Genomic DNA, 18,769 nt, shown 5'->3' with positions numbered 1-18,769 from the left:
AAACTCCCGAAATTTTCGGGAGTTTTGTTGTTTGTAATCAGAATGAAATGATTTTGTATCAATCTCATTTATTTATTTCATATAAGGAAGCATGACCGAAGCCCAAAGCTGATAGCCTTCCGGTGTCATGTGAAGCATATCTTCCACGAAAAGATCTTTTCTCACATTTCCATTTTTATCTTCCATTACTTTTGTAATGTCGATAAATTCAGAATTTGGTTGCTTTTTCATAAAAGCAGCAATTTTTTTGTTGGCTTCTTTCATTTGAGGCCAAAGCTTTTCGCGGCTTGGAGAATATTTTATGGAAATATAATCAACTTCTATTTTCGGGAATTTTGTCCTTATTTTTTTATAAAATGTTTTAAATCTGTCTACAATTACATCCGCTTTTAATTTGTCATCATCAGCAAAATCATTCTCTCCGCAGTAGATGATAATCTGTTTGGGCTGATAGTTTAGGAGATCTGTCGCATAATCATTAAGATCTGTCAGTCTTGAGCCTCCAAAACCTCTGTTGATAATAGTTTTGTCAGGAAAATAATTGGAAACATCCGTCCATTTTGTGAATGATGAACTTCCGATTAATAGAATGGCGTCTTTAGGAGGTGCCGTTTCCTGATCCTGTTTTTTAAAGTTCTGAATGTCCTGCCAGAACATTGGTTTCTTTTCCTGTAAAAAGAAAAGCGCAAAAGTCAGCAATAAAAATGCTGATAACATCTTCTTCATTGTTTTAATAATTTTCAGTTAATAAAATTTCTGTCATTAAAAAACTCCCGAGAAATTCGAGAGTTTTCATTTTATCTTTTGTAGGAAATGTAGGTGTTGTCGATCACCTGGTCTCCGTCTTGGTCAATGTTTCCGAACATCTGTTTAAGTTTCATTTCCGAGCTTGTAAGCACAATTACTTTGTATTTTCTAGGGCTGTCATTGGTGTATTTGACGGTAAGATCTTTTGTATCTGTATCATACTCATACGTTCCTTCTGATTTGTAACTTAGCTGACAGTCTGCTCCCGTTCCTGTATAAGCAGAATAAGCAGTGTAATAATCAGTTCTGTATTCCGTAATATTCTTCGCAGAACATCCGGTAGGAACATCTGTTTCAATAACTGTTTTATCGTCTTTTCCTGAAATTACTTCTGTTTTACTGGTTTTCCATTCACCTTTCATCATATCCATTTCATAAGCTTGGGTATCATCATCCTGACATGAGCTAAGCGATAACGCAGAAAAGGCAAAGGCAAATAAAAGTAATTGTTTTTTCATTTTCACAAATTTAAGAATATGCTAAAATATAAATAAATTTGAAATATCTCTAATGAAATTAAGGATTTTTAAACGAATGTTTGTAGAAAAAATAATCTGTGCCGGAAGTTTGAAGCTTGATGCTGGAAGTTTACTATTATACCGCTTGATTTTTTGATTTGAGGTTTGAAGATGGATGCTGGAAGTTTATCGTATACGCTTAATTTTTTTTTAACATAGTGAAAATAAACCTCCATCACCCAGCCTCCAGCTTCCTAATAACTCATCTCCACAATCTTATAAGCATCCTGGGGAGTTAGTTTTTTGTACTCTCCGAGGCCCATCCAGTTTCTTTCTGTGAATGCTTTTTCTACTCTTTCCGCAGTTCCTTTGAAATCTTCCGTGTATTCTGAAAGTTTAGTCTGGATATGTAGGCTGTGAAAGAATTCTTCCAGCTTTTTGATTCCGGCCTCTGCTTTTTCCTCAATGCTTCCGTCTTTTATTCCCCAGACTCTTTCAGCATATTGCGCGAGTTTTCCTTTTTTAGTTTCAAAATTATAACGGTAATGAGAAGGAGCAATAATCGCCAGCGTTCTCGCATGATCTATTCCGAAATAAGCCGTGAGTTCATGGCCCATGGCATGTACTGCCCAGTCTGTGATAACTCCTTTCTGAATCAGGCCATTGAGCGCCATTGTACAGCACCACATGAAATTCCCGGCTGCATTATAATCGAAATCATCCGAAAGAACTTTCGGAGCAGTTTCCTGTAAGCTGATGAGAATGCTTTCTGCAATTCTTTCCTGAAGGTCTGCTGAAGAAGGAGCCGTCATATATTGCTCCAGAACGTGTGTATAAGCATCCGTCAGTCCGTTAACAATCTGTCTTGGCGGAATTGATTTTACCACTTCAGGATCCAGCACTGAAAACTCAGGGAAAAGTCCCGGGCCTCCTGAAGACAATTTTTCATTGGTTTCCCTTCTTGAAATCACATAGCCCGAATTCATTTCAGAGCCGGTTGCCGGTAATGTTAATACTGTTCCGAAAGGCATTCCTTCTCCTTCAAAAGTTCTTACCGGTTTTGTGAGTATTTCCCATGGCTCACCTTCATAGTTGGCTGCTGCTGAGAGAAATTTGGTTCCGTCGATTACAGATCCTCCGCCCACAGCAAGGAGATAAGTGATCTCTTTTTCTTTGATGAAGTTTAAAGCATTAATGAGTACTTCATACTCAGGATTGGCAGGTACCCCACCGAATTCATACACATCATGATCCTTCAACGCTTCTTTTACCTGGTCATAAACACCGTTGTTTTTGATGCTTCCACCACCGTAAATGAGTAATATTCTGGCTTCGGTCGGGATTTCTTTTGAAATTTTAGCAATTTCACCTTTTCCGAAAAGTATTTTAGTTGGATTTTTAAATTCGAAATTAAGCATTGTTCTTTAATTTATTTTAACCCAAATTTACGCAATGGATCGTGAAATAACCGTTAATAAAGTTTTAAAATTATAATGATTCATTTTTATTAAAACTATCGGATCTATTGTAAATAACGTTTCGTCGGTTCGAGTAAAATTCTGAAAGAATTTTGTATCGAGAACCTGTACCATTAACAAAAGTTCTCGATACACTTTTCTCCATTGCATTACGAAAACCCACTCGAACAGACGGATTAAAACATTGTTGCCTGTATCTATAAACACAACGTCAGTTCGAGTAAAAATTCTAAAAAGAATTTTGTATCGAGAACAGATGTCTTAATTACAAAAAGTTCTCGATACGCTTTTCTTCATTCCATTGCGAAAACCTACTCGAACAGACGGATTAAAACATTGTTGCCTGTATCTATAAACACAACGTCATTTCGAGTGAAATTCTGAAAGAATTTTGTATCGAGAACAGATGTCTTAATTGTAAAAAGTTCTCGATACACTTTTCTCCATTGCATTGCGAAAAAACCTACTCGAACTGACGGATTAAAGTATTTTGGTATGTAAAGTGAAATTCAGGCATTCAGTTGAGACCATCAACTACTTCGATGAGATCGTCAAGTACTTCGAATATAGGATCAATCAGTTCGATGAAGCAATTAAGTGTTTCGAATGATCGATCAACCACTCCGAAGTAGCGATCAATCACTCCGAATAAGCAATCAACCGTTCCGAAGTAGCGATTAACCAGTCCGAAGAGCCGATCAACCAGTCCGAAGAGGCAATCAAGTACAATTTGTTATTTTTCAATGATTTATAGCTTCGTTGAAAAGGTGAATCAGTTAAACAATACGCTGTACAATAGAATTCAGACCTATTTTAAACGTAAAAAGTAATTCTGTGTATGAAATAAAGTTGCGGATATTATAGAAATCGAACTGACGTATTTATATTAAAAAGTTCCCATTGCCTTTTACCTCGTGCTTTCCCGTTTTCCTGTTGATTTTAATGAAAAAAGATTCTTTGCCTGCAGCATTGTTTGTAAGCTTGGTGAGATATAGGAATATATTTTTATCATCCATTTTATAAGAGCTGCTCAATGCATTGCCTGTGTCAACAGTATAACCGTAAGTGTTGGCTATTAAAATAGCTTCCGGAAGATTATCGACCGTTCCGATAAAATCTCTCAGTTGCTGCTCGGTGGAAAAGTATTTCGTTTTGCCTTTTTCACAGGCCAAAAGATAAGAAAAGCAATCTTCTCCAAGGCATTTCTGAAAAAATCCTTTTTCCGGAGTGGGATCATTTAATGTCATAAAATCCGGGGCCTGACTTTCATAGATGATGGCTTTGTCGGGATCAGGATTGTTGCGAAGAACGGACCAGTAATCGTATTTTTTATCGGGAACAATAAAAGGAAAAAGCAATTCAGGATTATCTAAAATTTCCGGGATCTTTTTGTAATCTGAAGGAACAGTTTTCTGACCGAAAATCAATCCTGAGCATAGAAATAAAACCGGAAATAGTACTTTCATTCTGTTGTTTTTTTCAATTTAGCAAAAAAGCTGTTTAAACTATTTTAAATTTAACCATAAAAGAGGCAAAAGACTATTTTAAAGTTGTTATTAGAGAAACAAAGTTCTCAAAAGAATAAAAATCAAAGATTTTTAAAAACTATTGTGTTCTTTATTCTTCATGTTGATGAAATTTGATTAAAAGTATCTAAATCTTTTGCACCTTTTGCGGTTAATAGAAAGTTTAAACAAGTAAAAAGTAAATTTACTGGAATATAATTTTGTAATACCCATTTTCATCCTTTACATCGATGGCGATACCTGTAAAAGTCAGCTTATTGATCTGAAAACCATCACACCCACTGTTGAATTCTGATGACTGTATAGAAAAATCAAAAACCTTGACATTAGAATAAAACGTATATTTTTTGGTACCGTCATAAGCCCCGACATTTTCGAGAAGTATTCTGTTGTCTGACGTTTTCGTCAGTTGTACAGATACGTGATTTTCATCCTGAATGGAATAGGTAGTCAGCGTTCCGTTGGCAATAAGATTTTCACCGGCAGCATTCACGAATTCAAAAACCACAGGTTGAGGTGCATTGTAGCAGTCGTCACCGCAGGCGGTGAAAAGGAGAAGCGGGAGTAAAAGTAGGATGAGTTTTTTCATTGCATATTAATTAATTGTGGGTAATGTAAAAGTAATTATTAAAGTTTTGTGAGCAAAATTATTGTAATCCAGAATTATTATAGCGATTTAAATATTTCCAAAACTTGTGACAGTCGATAATTTAATAGCTAATAGCTAGCTGTTTTAATAGTTATTGTTGTACGTTTCCCATTTTATTCTTAGCTCCATAAGGTTTTTTTCAACCTCTTTTTCTGCCTTTTTAATCTTATCAATTAAATCTTTTAATCCAGATTTTGTAACGATATGAATTATTGAAGTTTTATGTTCCTCCTTATAATGATAATTAAAAACTAAGTGAGATAATTCAACTTTTTGTAGATTACTTTCATTTTCTCCATTATATTCAAGCTCGTATAGATGATCATTAATTAATATAATAGGCAAGTAAAGAAAATTTCTTAAATAATCATCATTGTAATCTCCGTCGTTATTATTCCAACTTGAAATCACATCTTCACAATAATAGGTTAATTTATTCAAAGCTGAATAAATATTTTCAGGATGATATGCCATTAATTCTTCATTTTTCTTTTGTGTAAATGAACAATATTGTGTGAAAATATTTTTCTCTTCATTATTAAAAAGAACATCGAAGAAATCTGAGTAATAAATATCATCTTCATCCATTGTTTTCGGAAAAGTCTTTGCAGTCTTAAGACCTGTGTATAATTCAGAATTTGGAGAAAATTCATATTTTGTCAATAAAACTAGTGGAGCATTATTATTTTTTATTTCAAAAACATATCTAGCAAATGCAACAGTTTTTAATTTTGCTCTCTCTTCATTATAATCTCTATAAATTTCCGCTACCAAATCAATTTCTCTACTTTTTCCAGTTTGTGGATCTAGTACTGAGATATTTGACTCCACAAAGAAACCATAATCTAGCATCTTTTTTGTGATTTCTGATTCTAAAAGATATCCAGATCTTGATAGTGAGTCAATGATTTCCTTTTTGGTTATTTTAGTTAAATCGCCTTGCATATAGAGTATTAGATTTTTCGCTAATTTATCAAATTAAAGAATAGTTAACAATACATCAAAATATTATTTTTGTTCAAAATTATACACATTAATAAGTAAAAATTTTCTTAAAATCCCCTACATTTGTTATTATGATACACGACCAACGCGCAGAAAAATTCAGGCAGATCGTGGAAAATAAGTTCCAGATCTACAATTCATTGTTTATGAGCCTGCCTTATGATAAAATGACAAATATCGGGATGCTGCTTCCCTTTCTTTGCGAAGAAAGCAAGATCGGCTACGAGGCCGGAAAAACTCCTGAAGAAATCGTTGAAGAATTCTTTAAAAGCCATACCGATTTACAAACCGAAGAGCAGAAACTCGAACTGCTTTTTAAAATCATACAATACATCGAAAGACAGGTGGTTTTGTTCGATAGCATCGAAGACGCAGCGTTTCCTAATCTTCATTCCGACAGTGATAAAGGGACGGTTACCAATCTTTACGAACATTCGCTTCAGGATCACAAACTTGAGGAAGTCCGACAGAAACTGAAGGACTTCACAGTCAAAATCGTTTTTACCGCGCACCCGACACAGTTTTACCCAAACTCTGTTCAGAGAATTCTCCATGATCTGAGAAATGCAATAACCCACGACTCGATCACCAATATCGATATGCTTTTGCAGCAGCTGGGTAAGACACCTTTCGTCAACAAAGAAAAACCCACACCGATTGACGAGGCGATGAGCATTATCTATTACCTGAGATATGTGTATTATGATTCGATCGGAGAACTTTTCAATAAAATAAAATCAACTTTTGGAAATGAACATTTCCATCTTCATGAAGATCTCATCCAACTAGGCTTCTGGCCCGGCGGTGACCGTGACGGAAATCCTTTTGTAACAGCGGAAGTTACCAAAAGGGTAGCGGAAGAACTTCATTCGGCTATACTGAAAGCCTACTATAATAATCTGAAATCGGTAAGAAGAAGATTGAGCTTCAGAGGCGTTTCTGAAGTTCTTACCAAACTGAGCAATGAGCTGTATGCTGCCATTTTCAGGAACGAAAAAATAACGGCTGAAGATATCATCAGAAGAATTGACGAAGCAGAAAAAATTCTTACAGAACAGCACAATTCATTATTCATCGATTTGCTGACTGATTTCAGGGATCGGGTGAAAATTTTCGGAACCCACTTTGCTACGCTGGATGTTCGCCAAGACAGCAGGATTCATCAGAGAGTCATTGATGAAGTTTTTGCTAAGCTGAACGGGAATGCCGATGCTGATTATGAAGAGAAATTCAACAGCTTAATTCAGGTTTCGGAAAAAGTCAATCCTGATGATTTTGAAGATATTGTTAAAGACACCTTGCTTACGGTTTCACAAATTTCTGACATCCAAAAGCTTAATGGCTCAAGAGGAATGAACCGTTATATCATTTCCAATTCCGATGCAGTAAAGGATGTGATGAATGTCTATGCGTTTTTCAGAATCTGCGGCTATCAGGATGAAGAAATCAATATGGATATTGTTCCGCTTTTTGAAACGATGGAAGGTCTTGCCAATTCGGAAAATGTGATGGCCGAACTATACCAGAATCCTGTGTACAAAAAACATCTGGAAAGAAGAGGAAATCAACAGACGATCATGCTTGGCTTTTCAGACGGAACCAAAGACGGCGGTTACCTGAAAGCCAACTGGGAAATTTATAAGGCTAAAGAAGTGCTTACAAAATTGTCCGAAGAAAGCGGCATCAAAGTCGTCTTTTTCGATGGGCGTGGTGGCCCTCCTGCAAGAGGTGGCGGAAAAACGCACGACTTCTATGCTTCTCAGGGAAAAACCATTGCCAATCATAAAATTGAATTAACGATTCAGGGGCAGACGATTACCAGTATTTTTGGAAATAAAGAGCAGGCTAAATATAATTTTGAGCAGCTTCTCACAGCCGGTGTGGAAAATGATGTCTTTAAAAATTCCAAAAAAGATCTTACAGAAAAGGAGAGGGCATTAATTATAGAACTGGCGGATATCAGCTATAAAAAATATTCAGATTTAAAGGCTCATCCGATGTTTGTTCCTTACCTACAGGAAATGAGTACACTGGAATATTATGGAAAAACCAATATCGGCAGCCGTCCGTCAAAAAGAGGTGCCGGTAACGAACTGAAATTTGAAGATCTGAGAGCGATTCCTTTTGTAGGATCATGGTCGCAGCTTAAACAGAACGTTCCGGGATTTTTCGGATTCGGTTTTGCTATGCAGCGGATGAAAGAGCAGGGAAGATTTGATGAAGTGAAAGAATTGTATAAAGGTTCGGATTTCTTTAAAACATTGGTGCTAAACTCAATGATGAGCATGAATAAAACGTATTTTCCATTAACGTATTATATTAAAATCAACCCAAAATTCGGAGCTTTCTGGAATGTTTTGTTTGATGAATATAATCTTTCTAAAAATATTATGCTGGAACTTACGGGCTTCAAAATGCTTCAGGAAGAAGATCCGCTTTCAAGGAAATCGGTCAAGATCCGGGAAAGAATTGTACTTCCGTTACTGAGTATTCAGCAATATGCTTTAATGAAAATTCAGAAAGGCGAAGGAAATAAAGAAGCCTACGAAAAGCTTGTGACACGTTCATTGTTTGGTAATATTAATGCGAGCAGAAATTCAGCTTAAAATTAGTAGTATGAAAAATGTATTCTTTTCAGTTTCCATATTTATCGCTTTGCTGTTGTTTGATTCCTGTAAAGATTCAACACAGAACAAATTGCCGCCTGCAGCCAAAAATGAAGCGTTGTCGGTGGAAAAAGCATTGGAAGATCATGTGAAAACTACTGAGAAGAAACAGCCTTCTGATTTTGTTCCAAAAGGATTTGTGATTTTTGATAAGATTGAAGGTAATCTGAATAATGACGGGCATAAAGATTATGTTCTGATTATCAAAGGAACCGAAAAAGACAAAATTATCACCCATGAATACCGGGGAAAGCTGGACCGCAACCGCCGGGGAATTATTGTTTTGTTTAAAACAGAAGATGGCAGCTATAATAAGATTGTTGAAAACAAAAGCTGTTTTTCGTCCGAAAATGAAGATGGCGGTGTGTATTACGCTCCTGAAATGGATGTCTCCATAGACAAAAATAACCTCTATATTAATTATATGCACGGCAGATATGGCTACTGGACTTATACTTTTAAATATAGAAACAATGATTTTCAGCTGATTGGCTACGATTCGAGCTATAATCGCGGACCGATTGTGCAAAACGAAACGAGCATTAATTTTTTAACAGGTAAAAAACAGTTTAAAGATAATATCAACAAAGATTCAGAAGAAGATGGTGATGAAGTTTTCAAGGAAACCTGGTCTACCATTGATAATCGGAAACCTGTTCTTTTATCTGAAATTAAAGATTTTGACCAGCTTGATTTTTAATAATCTTATCATATGAAAAAACCTCTCATCACGAGAGGTTTTTGCTTTATTCTTTTATAAATTTCTCATAATAGACTTTATCTTTCGTCTGAATTTTCAGATAATAGACTCCTTTCGCAAAATCTTCAACCTTCAGCGATTTTTGATGATTAGCTTTCATGATCAATCTTCCCAGATTGTCATAAACTTCCAGTGCTAAAACGTCACTTTCCGAAGCAACATTAAGAATATCTTTAGCAGGATTCGGAAAAATAGCAATGTTGTTTTTCTTCACCAATTCGGAAGTATTTAAAATATTATTATACAAACTTCCAAAATTCAGTATTCCAAAGCCCATCTGATCGGAATGATTGGGATAGAGGGATGCTGTTTGCCTGAGTTTGTTCCTCATCAGATCTCTGTCCATGGTTGAAAATGCCTGAATCAGGCACGCAACTCCTCCAGCTGCAATCGGAGTGGCTATAGAGGTTCCACTTACTATAACGGTTGAATTGTTATTGTTGACCGTTGTTGCTAAACTGCCCCTCGCACTGGCATCCGGTTTTATTACCCCTGCAGAATTAGGCCCATAAGACGAAAAATCAGAAGATGCTCCGTTAGCATCCACGGAACCGATGGTGAATACTTTTGCATTATCTGCCGGAGTCATAATGTAATGCCACGGTTGAACCCCCGAATTACCGGCTGCAAATAGTACAAACATTCCTTTATTAACGGCAATTTCGGCACCACGCGCAATGAAAGACGTGTTGCCATTCATATTGGAATACGTATAACTGTATTTCGGATCGTCAAAAGTGGAATAGCCTAAAGAAGTTGTGATCATATCAACTCCTTTTCTGTCTGCTTCTTCTGCGGCTTCTATCCAGTAGAGTTCTTCCTCAGGGATTTCTACGGTGGCATTTTCGCTTCGGTAAAGATAAAAATCAGCGTCCGGGGCAGATCCTACAAAGGTATCCTGTACATAGCCTCCAATAGCTCCCAGAACCACAGCTCCGTGAGCGCTAAGTGATGTATTGTAGATGTCCGTTCCCTTTGTAACAAAGTCGTATCCGCCTTTAATGTGGCCGTTCGACCAGAGTCTTGCATAGGCTGAACCTGTATTTACATTTGGAAAACCGGCATCAATGACAGCGATCGTAACGCCTGTTCCTGTATAACCTGCAAGATGCAAAGGGCGAAGGTTGATCTGATCAATCTGCTCTGAACCGGAACCATAATCAAAAACAGTTAAATTTTTATTGGCAGCTGATGAAGGATCTTCCCATTTGTTAACGTATTTAATCTTTGGGACTCCTGATGTATTTTTAGCAAAACTTTCTACAGAATTAACGTAGGTTTGTGACTGCAGCAATGCTATTTGTGTGGGAGTAGCATTTACTGCAACTCCATTCAGCCATTTTGAATAATCTGTAACCGTAAATCCTAAGTTTTGAATGTTGGTAATATATGATTGTTCAATCGGTGCATCCTGATCATTGAGTGCTACACCTAATGCTGTTCTGCGGTCAAGGGATTTCTGGGAAAGTTCAGACAGCGGATTGGCATAGAATGCTGCTTTGTTGGGTTTGTCATTAAAAAAAACAAAAACAAGTGAGGTTTGCGCAAAGCTTACAGAGCAAACGGCTAAAAAAGAAAAGAGTAAAATTTTTTTCATGTATTTATTTTCAGATAAAGATAAAACAAAATCAATAAAATTTTTGAAAGGATTTTAAATTCCTTATTTTTACAGAAATATTTATTTATGAAAAAGATTCAAATGGTTGACTTACAAAGTCAGTATTACAAAATAAAAAATGAAGTAGATAATGCAGTTTTAAATGTAATGGATTCGGCGGCTTTCATCAATGGCCCCGAGGTAAAGTCTTTCCAGAATGAATTGGAGTCTTATTTAGACGTAAAACACGTAATTCCTTGTGCAAACGGTACCGATGCACTTCAGATTGCCTTGATGTCTTTGGATCTTAAAGAAGGAGATGAGGTCATTACCGCAGATTTCACCTTTGCGGCGACAGTTGAGGTAATTCATTTACTGAAATTGAAATCTGTTTTGGTAGATGTTGATTATGATACATTTACGATCTCAACAGAAGCAATTAAAAAAGCTATTACTCCCAAAACAAAAGCTATTATTCCCGTTCATATTTTCGGGCAATGTGCCAATATGGAGGAAATTTTGAAGATTGCCGAAGAGCATCAATTATATGTTATCGAGGACAACGCGCAGGCTATCGGTGCTGAATTTAATTTCTCAGACGGAACCGTAAAAAAAGCAGGGACAATGTCTACGGTCGGTACAACCTCTTTTTTTCCATCTAAAAATTTAGGTTGTTATGGAGATGGGGGAGCTATTTTCACCAATAACGATGAATTGGCGCACCGCTTGAGAGGTATCGTCAACCATGGAATGTACGAAAGATATTATCATGATGAGGTTGGAGTAAATTCAAGATTAGACAGTATTCAGGCTGCTATTTTGAGAAAAAAATTACCTAATCTTGACAATTATAACGAAGCAAGAAAAAAGGCAGCAGATTATTATGATGAAGCTTTTGCCGAAAACGAACATATTTTAACGCCGAAAAGAGCTGAATATTCTACTCATGTTTTCCATCAATATACCCTGAGAATCCTGAACGGAAAACGTAATGAACTCCAAAAGTTTCTGACAGAAAAAGAAATTCCTGCAATGATCTATTATCCGGTAGCACTGAGAAAACAGAAAGCGTATTATCAGGAAAGTAATGATGCTGATTTTGTAAATACAGACAAGCTGTTGGATCAGGTAATTTCTCTTCCGATGCATACAGAGCTTGATGATGAGCAGCTAAAGTATATTACGGATGCGGTGCTGGAGTTTATGAAGTAATGAGAAGAAATATCTTTAATAGCAAGAAATTATATATCGCTAATATTATAATTAGTGTGATTCTGTTTACGATTTCATCATTAAGCTTGTATTCACTAATCTTTTTTGAAAAATATACTTTTAAAAATTTGAATCAAAGTATAGAAATAGTATTGTATTCAGGTTATATTATTATTTATTCAATTGCTTTAATTTTACTTTTTGTAAAGCCGGCCAAAGTTGTAAGATTTCTTAGCATCATGTATCTTTTAGCTATTATTTTAAACTTTTTCGATTTTAGTATTCATTATTTAAAATATGAAAAGGATGAAGCCAGATATTTATTTATTGCTATTATTGTAATATTTTCTGTGATTTTTTCATCTCTAATTTATTTAAATAATAAAAGAAAATTTAGTTTTGATATATCTGAAGTCGATACAATAGGAACACAAAATGATTAAAAAATAAAAATTAAAAAATGGCAATACTTGTAACAGGAGGTTTAGGGTATATCGGTTCGCACACAGTTGTAGAGCTTTTGAATAACAATTTTGAAGTTGTTATTGTGGATGATTTATCCAATTCAGAACGATTTATATTAAAAAATATTGAGGAGATTACGGGTAGAAAACCTGTTTTTTATCCTTTCGATTTAAAAAGAAAAGAACTTTTAACCCAGGTTTTTGATGCCCACAATATTGAAGGCTGTATTAATTTTGCAGCATCAAAAGCAGTGGGAGAGAGCCAGCTGAAGCCTGTTGATTATTATGAAAATAACTTGTTTTCACTAATCAATATTTTGCAGGAATTTAGGGAAAGAGGTATTTCAAATTTCATCTTCAGTTCTTCGTGTACAGTCTACGGACAGGCAGATACGATGCCTATCGACGAGAATACCCCTCTTAAAATGCCGGAAAGTGTTTATGGAAAAACCAAGCAGATGGGAGAGGAGATTTTAATTGATTTTGCTAAAGCTTATCAACGGAAAATCACTTTACTAAGATATTTTAACCCGATTGGGGCGCATCCTTCTGCTAAAATTGGAGAACTACCGATTGGAGTCCCGAATAATTTGGTGCCTTACGTCATGCAAACGGCGGCAGGAATCCGTGAAAAACTTAATATCTGGGGAAATGATTATCCTACCGAAGACGGTACCGCGGTTCGCGATTATATTTATGTGGTAGATCTTGCCAAGGCTCACGTTGCAGCATTGCAAAAATTAATGCAAAATACTTCTGATGGCACTGTGGTTGATATATATAATCTGGGAACTGGAAAAGGATCTTCGGTTTTGGAAGTTGTTAAAGCTTTTGAAATTGCAAACAATGTACAAGTTCCTTATCAGATCTGTGACCGCAGGGAAGGTGATATCACAATAGCCTATGCCAATGTAGACAAAGCGGAAAGAGAACTCGGCTGGAAATCCGACACTTCTCTGGAAGAAGCACTGAAAACCGTTTGGGAATGGCAAAAGTATCTTGAAATACGAAATCAAGAAGCCAAGTTATAATTTAAAAGAATTTATACATATGAAAACACAAAGAATAGGCATCACGTTTTCCTCATTTGATTTGCTGCACGCAGGTCATATCAAGATGCTTGAAGAAGCAAAAACAGTTTGCGATTATCTTATAGTGGGTTTGCAGATTGATCCTTCGCATGATCGTCCTAATAAAAATAAGCCTACACAAACTATCGTTGAAAGATATATTCAATTAAAAGCAGTAAATGCTGTAGATGAGATTATTCCTTATTACACGGAGCAGGATCTGGAAGATATTCTAAAGTCTTTTGTGATTGATGTGAGAATTATCGGTGACGATTATCTTGACCGTGATTTTACAGGGAAAAAATACTGTGAAGAAAAAGGAATAGAGATCTTTTATAATAAGAGAGATCACAGGTTTTCTTCAAGTGATTTGCGAAAAAGAATTTACGAAGCAGAATTAGAAAAAGTTTCAAAAGCTGAAACAATTAAATAAAAAATCCCGAATTAAGTTTCGGGATTTTTTTGTTGTATAGAGGAAGTTTACATTGGCCCTCCCTGCTGATCGTCTCCTGCAGCGTTGGAGTTAATGTCTTTTTTCCTTTTAGGCTGTTCTATTTTTTCACCCTGCTTGAATCTGTACGTAAATGAAAGGGCAAACTGTCTTGGTTGCCATTGCATGTAAGATTCTCTCTCAAAGGAAGGTGTTGTTGTAAGGCTTCTCATCGCTCTTGTATTAAAGATATCCTGAATATTGAAGCTTATTGTACCATTGCCGGCCAATACTGTTTTGGAAGCTCCGAAACTGATGGCATACATGTCTTTTCTATCCTGATTCTGAGATTTCTGTGCTCCTCTGTAGAACCCCTGGAATTGGAAACTAAATGTCTTATCAACTTTAAAAGTAGTCGTTAATCTTGCTCTGCTGGAGAACCCTGTACCTTCAAATGAAAGTGGTTCTTTTACTAAACTGGCATCAGCAAAAACACCTGTTGTCTTGTAACCGAATAAATCTACGTTTCCTAAAAACTTCAGCCATTTTGTTGCGTCCCAGTTAAAATTAAGATCTAAACCATAGCGGTCATCAGTTCCCAAATTGATGGGTTTTGTATGAAATGCCCCATCATTACCTGTAAAGACAACCATTTTCACATCATCCGTAGTATGTCTGAAATATAAGGTTGGATTAATGGTAAATTTATTTTTAGAAATACTATATCCGAATTCGTAAGAATCTACATAAGAAGGATTCAGGTCGATATTCCCATCGAAAATATTCTGATTATCCGTATAACTCGGATTAGGAATCAGGAAGAAAGATCTCGGACGGTCGATTCTTCTTGAGTAATTAACCAAAAACTGATTGTCCTTCGCTATTTCGTAGCTTAAAAAAACGCTAGGAAATAAGTTGTTGTAAGTTTTAGTTTTATCAATCGGTTTAGAATCAGAATCTAAATTTTGATATTTAATATCTATCTGAGAATATTCATTTCTTAAACCCAGCTGATATGCAAGATTGCCAATTTTACTTTTAAACTGAGCATATCCTGCATTGAAGGTCTCCTTGTAATTTGCATTGTAAGTAAAGGTTGGCAAAAAGAAATAATCTGCAGTAGTTGAATATCTTTGTGAAACATCATTTTCATAATCATTTTGATTGATATCCAATCTGTATCCTGCCTCAATTTTAGAATTTTCTCCTAATGGCAGTTCATAATCTGCCTTAGCAATTACTGTTTTATTAATCGTATTTTGGTCGATAAGATTTTGTAGGGTGAAAGCATCATTTTCAGTCTGAAGTACATCTGTATCGTTATATGATCTATTTCTCTGCAAGCTTAAAGATAACGATAGGTTTTGTCCTTTATCATCAAATTTATGGTCTAGTCCAAAGTCTCCCTGAAAAGCAAGATTATTATTTGATCCGGTATTTTGTCTTCTCGCAGACGAAAAGCTTCCATTAGTAAAACGATATCCATAAAATACATTTCCGTCATTTTCACTATCAAAAGTTCTTACTGTTCCTGATGCATTGACTGAAGTTTTGTCAGAAAAATCATACACAAAACCTGTAGATGCATTATAGTTATCGTTTTTACTCTTTGTTATGGATTCTTGATCCGCATTTACCTTATTATCTAGTGTCGGGGTGAAATATGTTGCATTATTTCTGTTCGTATTTTTAGATTCTCTATATCCACCGCCACCATTCAGGAACCATGTGAGATTTCCTTTTCTCCAGCTAAGATTGGTGTTGAGATTGGTTTGAGGTAAATATCCCAGAGTTCCGGTAATACTTCCGTTAAAACCTGTTTTTTTACTTTTCTTTAGGATGATGTTCAAAATACCTGCTGTTCCGCTTGCTTCAAACTTAGAAGAAGGATTGGTAATTACTTCAATTCTTTCAATCTGGTCAGCGGGGATGCTTTGCAAAGCATTTGCTCCGTCATCAATTCCCAGTAAGGCAGAAGGTTTTCCGTTAATTAAAAATTTTACATTAGAACTTCCTCTCATCGAAACGGTACCGTCCGTATCTACAGAAACTGAAGGCACATTCGCAAGTACATCCTGAAGATTTCCTCCTTTACTTACGATATCCTGAGAAGGGTCGTATGTTCTTTTATCCAGTTCTACTTTGTAAGGTTTTGTAGAAGGCGCTGTAATAACAACCCCCTGGATGTCTCCGGTTTTGATGTTGGTCGCACTTGATTCAGGATCAATAGAAAGTGCTCCTATATTGCCCGCAGCAGTTATTTGTTTTGTAACGACACTTTTTTTGTAATCGATAGCCTCTACCGTAATGTCATATTGACCGGGAGTAAGTTCAAGTTTATATTGGCCTTTTTCGTCGGTGAGCGTAGCATCACTGAATTGTTTGTTTGCTTTATTACTGAAAGTAACAGATGCGTAAGGAACGGGCTGGTTGTTCTTACTGACTACCGACCCGGAAATACCTACCTTCTCCTGTGCAAAAGCCAAAGCGGCTGCAGAAAGTACAAATGTAAGCCCTAAGGTTTTTTTTGTAAAAATGTTAATGATTTCCGTCTGATTCATAAGGTATCTTTTTGTGTAAAATCGTGAAAGATTTCTCTTAATATTGTGAAATTGTCAATTGATTTTAATTTCAAATATCAAGCCTAATTTATTATTTGTAATATATATGTCGCTTTTAAATACGAAATGTTAATTATTAAATTGTTAAAAAAAAGTTAATTATGATTATTATTTTATATTTTTTGAATTCAGCCAGTCCTGATATGCTTTTGCATTAATGACGTGTTGCTCTGCACTTGCTGTGAATTTATGGTATCCTAATCTTGCCGGATCTGCACACATAAAAATGTAATCATTTTTTTCAGCATTTAAAACGGCATCCACTGAATTCTTATCCACTACACAGATCGGTCCCGGAGGAATGCCTTTATTGGCGTACGTGTTATAAGGCGATGGAGTAGATAAGTGTTTATAGAAAACCCTTTTAATGGACTGTTGGAAATTAGTCTGCTTATTGATAGCATAAATTACCGTCGGATCCGACTGTAATTTCATCCCTTTTCGGTAACGGTTAAGATACAATCCTGCGATCGTTCTCATTTCATCTTTCTTACCTCCGGATTCTTTATAAACAATGGAAGCCAACGCATAAATCTGATCTCTTGTAAGACCTGATTGCTGTTCTTTTGCCTTTCTTTCCGAGTTCCAGAATTCATTATACTGATCATTGAATTTTTTGAAAAATTCTTCGGGAGTTACCGTCCAGAAAAAATTGTACGTATCAATAAAGAAATACTTTTTAAGATCTTCTGCATTATTATAACCTTTTTCGGTAGCAATGATATTCAATCCGTTTACGAATTGTAAAGAATCCAGCTCTGTTTTTTTTGTAACTTTTCCAAGCATCTGATACACGTCTCCAAAATCACCTATTCTGAAACTGTTTTCACTTTGGTTTCCGGCTTTGATCATATTGATAAGGTTAGCATTTCCCAAACCTTTTTGAAAATGATATCGTCCCGCTTTGAAATGTTTATCCAATTCCTTTTCTTTGGCAACCGCTTCAAATGTCTCTTTATTGTCAACATATTTTGCTGCAGAATCAAGAATCTGTTTAAAATTCGCATTGTGAGGGATGAGAACATAACCATCTTTTTTAATATTGTTCCCGTAATATTTAGTATAAAATCTAAAACCAAAAAATCCACCTATCACAAAAACAAGCAGAATAACGATGAGTATAGCTTTTTTCATTGAATTTTGATTAAATATTTGCTTTAAATAAGTTCGATTTTACCTTTAAAAACCTGTTTTGCAGGTCCTTCAAGCCAAATGTTCCTGAAGGAATCTCCCTCTTTTTCAGCATATACTTTTAGGTTTCCTCCCAAAGTCTTTACTTTTACGGAAATTAGATTGTTATTTTGGAGAAAAGTTAAAGCTGAAGCTGTAACTCCGGTACCGCAGCTATATGTTTCATCCTCAACGCCTCGTTCATAGGTTCTTACGAAAATTTCATCATCATTAATTTTTTCCACAAAATTCACATTAATTCCTTTTTCTTTATAATTTTCAGAATTACGGATACTGTTTCCTTCTGCAAAAACTTCATAATTAACAATATCTTCAACATATTTTACGTAATGCGGAGATCCGGTATCCATTACCATATCTTCACCATCATTGGAAATGGTTTTAACATCATTCATTTTCAGCTTTACAATTCCGTTGTGAATTTCTGCAATATGTTCTCCGTCAATAGCTGTAAATCTGCATTTTCCTTCAAAAATATCAAGGAAAAAAGCGAAGGCAACTGAGCAGCGCGCGCCATTCCCACAAAAGCTTTTTGAACCATCGGAGTTATAATAATCCACCTCGAAGTCAAAACCTTCCGCAGAGTTTATTTTTATTAAACCATCTGCACCGATGCCGAAACGGCGGTCACAAAGTTTCTGAATATGGGTAATGGAAAGATCGTCCCATTCTCCGGAGCGGTTATCGATCATTACAAAATCGTTTCCGGTTCCCTGATATTTATAAAATTCCATATTTATAGCTGATATTTATCTCGAATTAAACATGCAAAATTAGTGCAATTAAAACAAAAAACGAACAGTGTTAGCTGTCCGTTTTCTTATTTATAATCGTT

The 18,769-nt window shown here is 35.7% G+C and carries 16 protein-coding genes; 6 read left to right on the top strand and 10 right to left on the bottom strand.

The features are described from left to right. Positions 1-72: 72 nt before the first annotated feature. The 6 genes from ACWNCI_RS07225 to ACWNCI_RS07200 all read right to left on the bottom strand — a co-directional run bounded on the left by ACWNCI_RS07225 (position 73) and on the right by ACWNCI_RS07200 (position 5,863). A complete protein-coding gene (locus ACWNCI_RS07225) occupies positions 73-726 on the bottom strand; it encodes a GDSL-type esterase/lipase family protein (protein ID WP_449387779.1) in 654 nt (217 codons plus the stop codon). A gap of 71 nt (positions 727-797) precedes the next feature. Further along, positions 798-1,265: a lipocalin family protein gene (locus ACWNCI_RS07220; protein WP_449387778.1), complete on the bottom strand. Its 468-nt coding sequence runs from the start codon at positions 1,263-1,265 to the stop codon at positions 798-800. A gap of 254 nt (positions 1,266-1,519) precedes the next feature. Then, positions 1,520-2,683, bottom strand: coding sequence for an iron-containing alcohol dehydrogenase (locus ACWNCI_RS07215; RefSeq protein ID WP_449387777.1), 1,164 nt, complete (start codon positions 2,681-2,683; stop codon positions 1,520-1,522). 941 nt (positions 2,684-3,624) lie between these two features. Then, positions 3,625-4,209 (bottom strand): hypothetical protein, encoded by a 585-nt coding sequence (locus ACWNCI_RS07210; RefSeq protein ID WP_449387776.1) that lies wholly within the window; start codon positions 4,207-4,209, stop codon positions 3,625-3,627. Between the two features lie 244 nt (positions 4,210-4,453). Next, positions 4,454-4,858, bottom strand: coding sequence for a hypothetical protein (locus ACWNCI_RS07205; protein WP_449387775.1), 405 nt, complete (start codon positions 4,856-4,858; stop codon positions 4,454-4,456). Positions 4,859-5,002: 144 nt separating this feature from the next. Further along, complete coding sequence (locus ACWNCI_RS07200; protein WP_449387774.1) at positions 5,003-5,863, bottom strand: hypothetical protein; 861 nt, start codon at positions 5,861-5,863, stop codon at positions 5,003-5,005. 131 nt (positions 5,864-5,994) lie between these two features. Between ACWNCI_RS07200 and ACWNCI_RS07195 the strand changes: the two genes are divergently transcribed. After that, positions 5,995-8,529, top strand: a complete 2,535-nt coding sequence (locus ACWNCI_RS07195) for a phosphoenolpyruvate carboxylase (RefSeq protein ID WP_449387773.1) — start codon at positions 5,995-5,997, stop codon at positions 8,527-8,529. Positions 8,530-8,539: 10 nt separating this feature from the next. Beyond that, positions 8,540-9,289 (top strand): hypothetical protein, encoded by a 750-nt coding sequence (locus ACWNCI_RS07190; protein WP_449387772.1) that lies wholly within the window; start codon positions 8,540-8,542, stop codon positions 9,287-9,289. A gap of 46 nt (positions 9,290-9,335) precedes the next feature. On the opposite strand, the gene ACWNCI_RS07185 is transcribed toward ACWNCI_RS07190, so the two are convergent. Next, on the bottom strand, positions 9,336-10,946 hold the full coding sequence (locus ACWNCI_RS07185) for a S8/S53 family peptidase (RefSeq protein ID WP_449387771.1): 1,611 nt from the start codon (positions 10,944-10,946) through the stop codon (positions 9,336-9,338). 87 nt (positions 10,947-11,033) lie between these two features. On the opposite strand from ACWNCI_RS07185, the gene ACWNCI_RS07180 reads away from it, so the two are divergent. Genes ACWNCI_RS07180 through ACWNCI_RS07165 form a run of 4 tightly spaced genes read left to right on the top strand, consistent with a single transcriptional unit; the run spans position 11,034 to position 14,125 of the window. Then, positions 11,034-12,158: a DegT/DnrJ/EryC1/StrS family aminotransferase gene (locus ACWNCI_RS07180; protein WP_449387770.1), complete on the top strand. Its 1,125-nt coding sequence runs from the start codon at positions 11,034-11,036 to the stop codon at positions 12,156-12,158. Next, positions 12,158-12,601 (top strand): hypothetical protein, encoded by a 444-nt coding sequence (locus ACWNCI_RS07175; protein ID WP_449387769.1) that lies wholly within the window; start codon positions 12,158-12,160, stop codon positions 12,599-12,601. The genes ACWNCI_RS07180 and ACWNCI_RS07175 overlap by 1 nt, the downstream gene beginning before the upstream one ends. A 17-nt stretch (positions 12,602-12,618) precedes the next feature. Beyond that, positions 12,619-13,653 (top strand): UDP-glucose 4-epimerase GalE, encoded by a 1,035-nt coding sequence (gene galE / locus ACWNCI_RS07170; RefSeq protein WP_449387768.1) that lies wholly within the window; start codon positions 12,619-12,621, stop codon positions 13,651-13,653. Between the two features lie 19 nt (positions 13,654-13,672). Further along, positions 13,673-14,125, top strand: a complete 453-nt coding sequence (locus ACWNCI_RS07165; RefSeq protein WP_346984895.1) for an adenylyltransferase/cytidyltransferase family protein — start codon at positions 13,673-13,675, stop codon at positions 14,123-14,125. 47 nt (positions 14,126-14,172) lie between these two features. Here the strand turns inward: ACWNCI_RS07165 and ACWNCI_RS07160 are convergent, their stop codons facing one another. The 3 genes from ACWNCI_RS07160 to dapF form a co-directional block, all read right to left on the bottom strand. Continuing rightward, positions 14,173-16,683: a TonB-dependent receptor domain-containing protein gene (locus ACWNCI_RS07160; RefSeq protein WP_449387767.1), complete on the bottom strand. Its 2,511-nt coding sequence runs from the start codon at positions 16,681-16,683 to the stop codon at positions 14,173-14,175. Between the two features lie 168 nt (positions 16,684-16,851). Continuing rightward, a complete protein-coding gene (mltG, locus tag ACWNCI_RS07155; protein ID WP_449387766.1) occupies positions 16,852-17,877 on the bottom strand; it encodes an endolytic transglycosylase MltG in 1,026 nt (341 codons plus the stop codon). A 23-nt stretch (positions 17,878-17,900) separates the two neighbouring features. Beyond that, positions 17,901-18,668: a diaminopimelate epimerase gene (gene dapF, locus ACWNCI_RS07150; RefSeq protein WP_449387765.1), complete on the bottom strand. Its 768-nt coding sequence runs from the start codon at positions 18,666-18,668 to the stop codon at positions 17,901-17,903. Positions 18,669-18,769: the final 101 nt, after the last annotated feature.

This window comes from Chryseobacterium lineare, assembly GCF_977014045.1.
This window is presented reverse-complemented; position numbering and strand designations above follow the sequence as displayed.

Bases quoted from the DNA above. Each gene is read 5' to 3' on its own strand.
- ACWNCI_RS07180 (WP_449387770.1), top strand. From the start codon at position 11,034: ATGAAAAAGATTCAAATGGTTGACTTACAAAGTCAGTATTACAAAATA.
- ACWNCI_RS07185 (WP_449387771.1), bottom strand. From the start codon at position 10,946: ATGAAAAAAATTTTACTCTTTTCTTTTTTAGCCGTTTGCTCTGTAAGC.
- ACWNCI_RS07190 (WP_449387772.1), top strand. From the start codon at position 8,540: ATGAAAAATGTATTCTTTTCAGTTTCCATATTTATCGCTTTGCTGTTG.
- ACWNCI_RS07200 (WP_449387774.1), bottom strand. From the start codon at position 5,863: ATGCAAGGCGATTTAACTAAAATAACCAAAAAGGAAATCATTGACTCA.
- ACWNCI_RS07225 (WP_449387779.1), bottom strand. From the start codon at position 726: ATGAAGAAGATGTTATCAGCATTTTTATTGCTGACTTTTGCGCTTTTC.
- ACWNCI_RS07160 (WP_449387767.1), bottom strand. From the start codon at position 16,683: ATGAATCAGACGGAAATCATTAACATTTTTACAAAAAAAACCTTAGGG.
- galE (WP_449387768.1), top strand. From the start codon at position 12,619: ATGGCAATACTTGTAACAGGAGGTTTAGGGTATATCGGTTCGCACACA.
- mltG (WP_449387766.1), bottom strand. From the start codon at position 17,877: ATGAAAAAAGCTATACTCATCGTTATTCTGCTTGTTTTTGTGATAGGT.
- ACWNCI_RS07210 (WP_449387776.1), bottom strand. From the start codon at position 4,209: ATGAAAGTACTATTTCCGGTTTTATTTCTATGCTCAGGATTGATTTTC.
- ACWNCI_RS07195 (WP_449387773.1), top strand. From the start codon at position 5,995: ATGATACACGACCAACGCGCAGAAAAATTCAGGCAGATCGTGGAAAAT.
- ACWNCI_RS07205 (WP_449387775.1), bottom strand. From the start codon at position 4,858: ATGAAAAAACTCATCCTACTTTTACTCCCGCTTCTCCTTTTCACCGCC.
- ACWNCI_RS07165 (WP_346984895.1), top strand. From the start codon at position 13,673: ATGAAAACACAAAGAATAGGCATCACGTTTTCCTCATTTGATTTGCTG.
- ACWNCI_RS07220 (WP_449387778.1), bottom strand. From the start codon at position 1,265: ATGAAAAAACAATTACTTTTATTTGCCTTTGCCTTTTCTGCGTTATCG.
- ACWNCI_RS07215 (WP_449387777.1), bottom strand. From the start codon at position 2,683: ATGCTTAATTTCGAATTTAAAAATCCAACTAAAATACTTTTCGGAAAA.
- ACWNCI_RS07175 (WP_449387769.1), top strand. From the start codon at position 12,158: ATGAGAAGAAATATCTTTAATAGCAAGAAATTATATATCGCTAATATT.
- dapF (WP_449387765.1), bottom strand. From the start codon at position 18,668: ATGGAATTTTATAAATATCAGGGAACCGGAAACGATTTTGTAATGATC.